At 56.9% G+C, this 6,218-nt stretch carries 4 protein-coding genes; all 4 read left to right on the top strand.

The window, feature by feature from the left end; all coding sequences use genetic code 11:
• Positions 1 to 883: 883 nt before the first annotated feature.
• The 4 genes from sctV (at position 884) to D6B98_RS39150 (ending at position 5,846) form a co-directional block, all read left to right on the top strand.
• A complete protein-coding gene (gene sctV, locus D6B98_RS39165) occupies positions 884 to 2,977 on the top strand; it encodes a type III secretion system export apparatus subunit SctV (RefSeq protein ID WP_283810206.1) in 2,094 nt (697 codons plus the stop codon).
• Complete coding sequence (locus D6B98_RS39160) at positions 2,974 to 4,356, top strand: FHA domain-containing protein (RefSeq protein WP_126262201.1); 1,383 nt, start codon at positions 2,974 to 2,976, stop codon at positions 4,354 to 4,356. Before sctV ends, D6B98_RS39160 begins: the two co-directional genes overlap by 4 nt.
• A 252-nt stretch (positions 4,357 to 4,608) precedes the next feature.
• Positions 4,609 to 4,827, top strand: coding sequence for an EscF/YscF/HrpA family type III secretion system needle major subunit (locus D6B98_RS39155; RefSeq protein WP_126262200.1), 219 nt, complete (start codon positions 4,609 to 4,611; stop codon positions 4,825 to 4,827).
• 23 nt (positions 4,828 to 4,850) lie between these two features.
• Positions 4,851 to 5,846, top strand: coding sequence for a LysR substrate-binding domain-containing protein (locus tag D6B98_RS39150; protein ID WP_126262199.1), 996 nt, complete (start codon positions 4,851 to 4,853; stop codon positions 5,844 to 5,846).
• Positions 5,847 to 6,218: the final 372 nt, after the last annotated feature.

The following is a 6,218-nucleotide window of genomic DNA, read 5'->3' as shown; positions in this document are numbered from 1 at the left end:
TAAACTCTAACCCCTGATGAGCCAGAGCCTCCCTTCGCAGAACGCCTGATCAGTCTCAAATCATCTGACGACGGACAGTAAATGTCGTTCCATGGTCATGGCATCGTGACGAGACTAAAGTCCGATGACCCAACTCGGGTGATTCATGGACTGCATTTAAATTCCGGTCATTAAGCGCCGGCCACGCTCGCATCCCGCTGAAGATAGGCCTCCTCCTTCGAGAGCAGCCTCGGCACGATAGTTGCTTCCTCCGCACAAGGTCGAACTGATCTTGAAATGAGGCTTCCAAACCGCCGCTGCGGTTTATCGAACCGTGATCAATCAAGACTGGGAGATGGCGGCATGTTCCGGCAAAACGATGATATCAGCTGGAGAATCCGTACTTGCTCGGGGGTAGCGAGGGGACCAACGGTGGCTGTCCCACGGCAGCGTCCGCGCATCTCCAATCCTTCCGAGGGCGGGAACACTATTGTTGGCTTCCTGCCACGACACTGCTTGGAAGGCGACCGTCGGGAGATTGAAAGGGACGATATGGAGCGATGCTTGGAGAACCCACCTGCATACGTTGCGCCACCATACTTCGTAAGCTTGGCGAGTTTCTCAAGAACAAGGCTACGCCGGGAATCGCTGCTTAGACTGCGACAAATCGATCTCAACACCACCGGCGTGTCGCCCCGCCGCGCGCTGGACAGTGCGGGGAGGTCGGTGCCTATGCAAGGCGGTTTCCACCTTTCGTCATGGGACGGCGAAGCCCGATTTCCAAGGTCACGGCTATTAGTCAGGGCCTTCTGCAAGGATCAGCGCCGAGGCGAGAATCTGATTGCGGTTCGTCGCATCGATCATGCCGGTCACGCACCTACACGACGCAGCGCGGATGGCTAGTGTGACGTTTCTCGACAAAATCCGAACGGTCGCCACCAGTCGCAATGACATTGTTCTGGTGGCGCTGCTGATCACGATCATCTTCATGATGATCATTCCAATGCCGCCGCTCCTCATGGATGTACTACAGGCACTCAACCTGGGACTCTCGGCACTCCTGCTCATGGTGGCGATCTATATTAAATCCCCCCTTGCATTCGTCTCCTTTCCGTCGGTGCTTCTGGTGACGACGCTCTTTCGGTTGTCGCTTGGGATCGCCGCGACACGCACAATCTTGCTTCGTGCAGACGCCGGCCAGATTATCAAGACCTTCGGAGACTTTGTGGTGGCCGGCAATCTCGTGGTCGGCGCGGTCACCTTTTTGATCATGACAATTGTCCAGTTCGTCGTCATCACTAAAGGATCTGAGCGTGTGGCTGAGGTTGCCGCACGATTTTCTCTGGATTCGATGCCTGGCAAGCAGATGAGCGTCGACGGCGACTTGCGCGCCGGCAGCATTGATATCCGAGAGGCAAGTCGGCGCCGCGTTGCGATTGAGCGCGAGAGCCAGCTCTACGGTGCCCTGGACGGCGCCATGAAGTTTCTCAAGGGGGACGCCATCGCAGGCTTGATTAGCATTGCCGTGAACATCATAGGCGGGATCGCGATTGGTTCGTTTCAAAAGGGAATGGGATTGTACGAGGCGCTCGAAGTGTATGCGATCCTGACCATCGGAGACGGGCTCGTCGGTCAGATACCGGCTCTCTTCACCGCGATTACTGCCGGGTTTATCGTCACGAGGGTTGGTGACAAAAATGCTGGAGCGGATCTCGGCAATGAGATCGGCGAGGAGATCGGCGCACAACCGCGTGCGCTTATTGTCGGATCATTCATTCTCGTCCTCTTTTCGTTCATCCCTGGCTTTCCAACGGCGATCTTCATGAGCTTGGCATTGGTAGTCGGAGCCGGTGGCTGGCAACTGCAGCGTAATCGGCGGATGGCCGCTCCGCCAATGGGTCGCTATTCGATGATAAGGGGAGCGCGCCTAACGGCATCGGATGAGCCGACCGACGGTGACGGGTCGGCCGACGACGTCATCACGTTCACGGTGCCCCTGATGATCGACGTCGGCCGCGACGTTCAGGCGGTCATCCCTCCCGATCTGCTCAAGAAAGCATTGGATGCAGAACGGCAGGCCCTGCTCCTTGAACTCGGTGTCCCTCTTCCAGCGATCAATGTGCGGGTCAACGATAGCTGCAAGGATGGAGCGTACGTCATCATGGTAAACGAGATACCATGTGGTGAAGGACGACTGCGGGCGCAACATCTTTTGGCACGTGATACTCCCGAGAACCTTGATCTAGTGGGCATTCCATATGTTCTGGATCAACCCTTCCTTCCTCGGATCGAGACGGTCTGGGTAAATGTCACACATCGCGAATCTTTGCGCGCCGCCGACATCCCGTTCCTGGAATTGATTCAGATTCTTAGCTACCACACCGGTCAAATCCTGCGGAAGCATGCTGCCGAGTTCGTTGGAATCCAGGAGACGAAAGCTCTTTTGAACCACATTGAGGTGCGGCTCCCGGAACTCGTAAAGGAGGTACTGCGCTCGGCTCCTCTGCAGAAGATTTCAGAGGTTTTTCAGCGACTGATCTCGGAAGAGGTTTCGTTGCGTAACATGCGCACCATCCTCGCCGCACTGGTCGAACGGGCACAGAACGAAAAAGACATTGTCCTTTTGACCGAGCATGTGCGCTGTGCGCTGAAGAGGCAACTGTGTGCCCCGTATTGTATCGGCGTGAACCTGTTGCCAGCCTACCTTCTCACGCCAGAGGTGGAAGAGACGGTGCGCAATTCCATTCGACAGACCTCAGACGGCAGCTATCTCGCCCTCGACGCTCGAACGACACGTCAGATCATTGATGCGATACGAGAGGCTATCGGCGACCTCAACCAGCCGCCGCACAAGCCGGTGCTGCTGACTTCGATTGATGTACGTCGATACGTTCGCAAGATCATCGAAACCGACCTCAACGAACTTCCAGTGCTGTCCTATCAGGAGCTTCCCCCCGATATCTCCATTCAGCCATTGGGACGGATATCGCTGCAATGACAAATGTGAACATAGAACAGGAGGTCCTCGCGGGTGAAAAGACCCAGCTGTCCTTGCGTGTGCTAGCTGGTCCCAACAAGGGGGCCGAGACGCTGCTCGACGATGGAGCGTGGCTAGTCGGCAGCCATGAAGCTGACGACCTTACCTTCGCAGATCCGGAACTGGTTGACTCACATCTTCGGATTGTCATCGCGGCGGGGCGAATCCAGATCACCGCACTCGCACCGGGTGTGCTCATCGGCGGGAGTGATTGTCTAACAGAGCACCCGACGATCCTCAATCCACTGACTCCGGTGCGGGTTGGGCGGACGACTTTCTGCATCGGCCCGACCGGTGGCAGCTTTCCCGAGATCGACTCCGTGGTCGAGTGTAGAAGGCCGCAGGCAGGGCATGCCCCCTCAGCTCCCGAACAACCATCGACGGGCGGTCGAGAAGCTGGTCTTCGGGTGAACTCGCTACGTCGGCCACTTCGCCTTGGCGCGGCCGCTTGCGGCCTCCTGATCATCGTCTGTGGAACGTGCGCCGGGGTGGCGGGTGTTGTTTCCTCTTTCACCTTAGCCCCCGTTCCGAGTACCGATCCGATCAAAACTGCCAGGAACGTGCTTCGCGATTTGAACGTCGGAGGCGGGCTCAGCATCGCGCTTTCCGGTGATAACCTGATCATTGACGGCGACCTGGTAGCTGCAGAGGCGACAAAGATCAAAGCAGCTCTACGCGACGCCGGACTAACAGCAGAGATAACACCGAAATCGGCAACCACCACTGTGCTGTCTGATGCAAAGGTCATCGACCTGTCGGCGACTGTCATGCGCGCATTCGGCATCGAGGCGAGTATTCGCGTGGAGAGCCCCGAAGGGATATCAGTAACGGGATATGGCCCGAGCGATGCAGTCGTCAAAGCGGCCCTTCGCCACCTGCAGCAGGATATTCCCGGGGTCCGCACAATTGATGACACCGTCGCAACTCCGGACCGTGCACGAGCCTTTCTGGAGACAGCGACGACAGCCGAACTCCGTCGCATGATTCGGATCGTGGTGAGGCCAGACGTCGTCCTCGTTTCGGGGACGCTTACTCCGCTCAGCTATAGCGAATGGCAGACCGTTGCTTCCCGTTTCGAGGAGAAGTTCGCGCCCCACATTCGGCTCGAGGCACACTGTTCGCGGGTAGTATTGCCGCTCGCGAGAGGTGTACACCTCGGCCGGTCTCCATTTATCGTCCTTGAGAACGGATCCCGCTTAAAGGTCGGGGACAATATCGATCATTTCGGCAAGATCGTTCTCATCGAACGCGAGGGGATGCTTGTGCGTATCGGAGAGGCCGACGTGCACGTCCCCTATTCGAGCAAGCCGGAATGGATAGCAGAGGAGGGTCAACTGTGAGCGAGCATCTGGTCGTGCTTGACCTACAGAAACGGCTAGTAGACGACATCGATGGTGCCGAGTTATCTGCCCTAGAGAGAGAGTTCGAGAGTTGGCGACAATCTTTGAAACGTGACATGGATAGCGGCGTCACGAGGTCTCATTTTGACTCATTATGCACATTGCTCGAGGCAATAGGTGCGGCAACAGAAGTTGTCAGTAGAACATGGATGCGCCAGCAGAGCGCACTATCCTCTGGCTTGGAGAGGTGAAATGGATATCAGAACTATAAGTGGCTCGCTTGGCAGATCTGTTGAGGCATCGGAGCGGGCCCTGAGAAGTCACATGGCGACGATGAATCCGGACGACACCATGGATCAGATCAAGCTTCAGATTTCAATGAATACACATACGACACTCTTGAGCCTGAATTCGACCGTTATCAAAGCGGTCCACGAAGCGCTCAACGCTATTATCCGAAACATCGCCTGAACTACGGACGATTCAAGGGTGCTATGTCTTCCAGCTTTATGCAACTACGTCATCTCCGATATTTCACGAGCATCGTGGATGCTGGTAGTTTTTGCCAAGCAGCGGTGACGATCCACGTCGCCCAGCCGGCCCTGAGTCAGCAGATGGCTGCCTTGGAAGCCGAGCTTGGCGTCGTGCTACTGCACCGTAGCGTACGCGGCGTTCGTCCGACTCGCGAGGGCCTGGTCTTTTATCGTGAGGCCAAGTCCATTCTTCAGAAGGTCGACGAACTGCGCAGCGTCATCCGCTCTACGGCAGGAAAACCGGAAGTTGCTGTAAGGCTCGGTATGTCCTCGGCGCTCGCCGCTCCGTTCGCCTGCGCCTTGATGGAAGCCAGCCGGACTGCGCTCCCAGAAGTACGCCTCCATCTTGTTACGGGAGACTCTCTTCAGATGAAGCCGCTCATCGCATCAGGAGCGCTTGATATCTGCGCTGTGCTTGAGGATGAACCCACCTCAGGTGTTACTCGCCAGCCACTCTTTCAACAGCGTCTCCACCTGGTACGTCCTCCCGATACGGGAGAAGTCGCTCCCGCCGTTTCGCTTGAGGAAATGGCCGAGCTCCCTCTTGTATTGCCGACGCGGCCAAACACAATTCGCAACGCATTAGATCGGACGTTTGAAGTGGCCGGCGTGATGCCGAACTGCGTCGCAGAAGTCGACACGTTCGCCAGTGCGCTCTCCTTTGTTAGGGCCGGTCTGGCAAATGCGATCCTGCCCAAGGGCGACATTCCCGACATTCCAGGCCACGAAGCTCTGAGGCCCGTCGTTATAGATCCTCCGATCCATATGACAGCCTGCCTCATCTCCTCTGGCGACCTCGCCTCTGCCGCCGAAGCCGTGAGCGCCTTGCTGATTGCGCAGGTGGGAAAAGTGCTTCGTGCAGGGTGCGAGCTGATTGCGATGCCTGATCTCGATTCAAAAGGCAAGGCCCAGACGGTTGCCGAGCGACAATTCGGTGGCCGGCGGTTCACCTACTAGAGGTGATACGAAGCGCGTATACAAGTGGTCACTGGGAACGGTGTTTGAGGCGGCGCAACGCACCGGGATGGCATCACAGGGCTTGATGGTTACGCCAGGGCCAGGTCGAAACCCATGGTCGAAGTGTGTTGCCACTCCCAGGTCACTTCTGGTCTTGGTGGGTCAAATCAACGGTCCAAATGCAGTGACGGAGAGCAAGCACGCGAAAGCGGCAACTCGCCCGGCTTGGCCTCTCGTGTGATGAAGTACGCTTTTGAGGCGGTGGCGGCCTGTCTCTATAACAAAACAGCCAATGAGTGTTCGCCGTCAGCACTCTTGAGACAGATTGAAGGGTTTTCCGGAAGGAGGATTTCTGGTTCATCGTAGCCACCA

The sequence above is a fragment of the Bradyrhizobium sp. LVM 105 genome (genome assembly GCF_003957705.1).
GTDB classification, from domain to species: Bacteria; Pseudomonadota; Alphaproteobacteria; order Rhizobiales; family Xanthobacteraceae; genus Bradyrhizobium; species Bradyrhizobium frederickii.
Note: the sequence above shows the minus strand (reverse complement) of the source record. Positions and strands in the feature narration are given on the sequence as shown.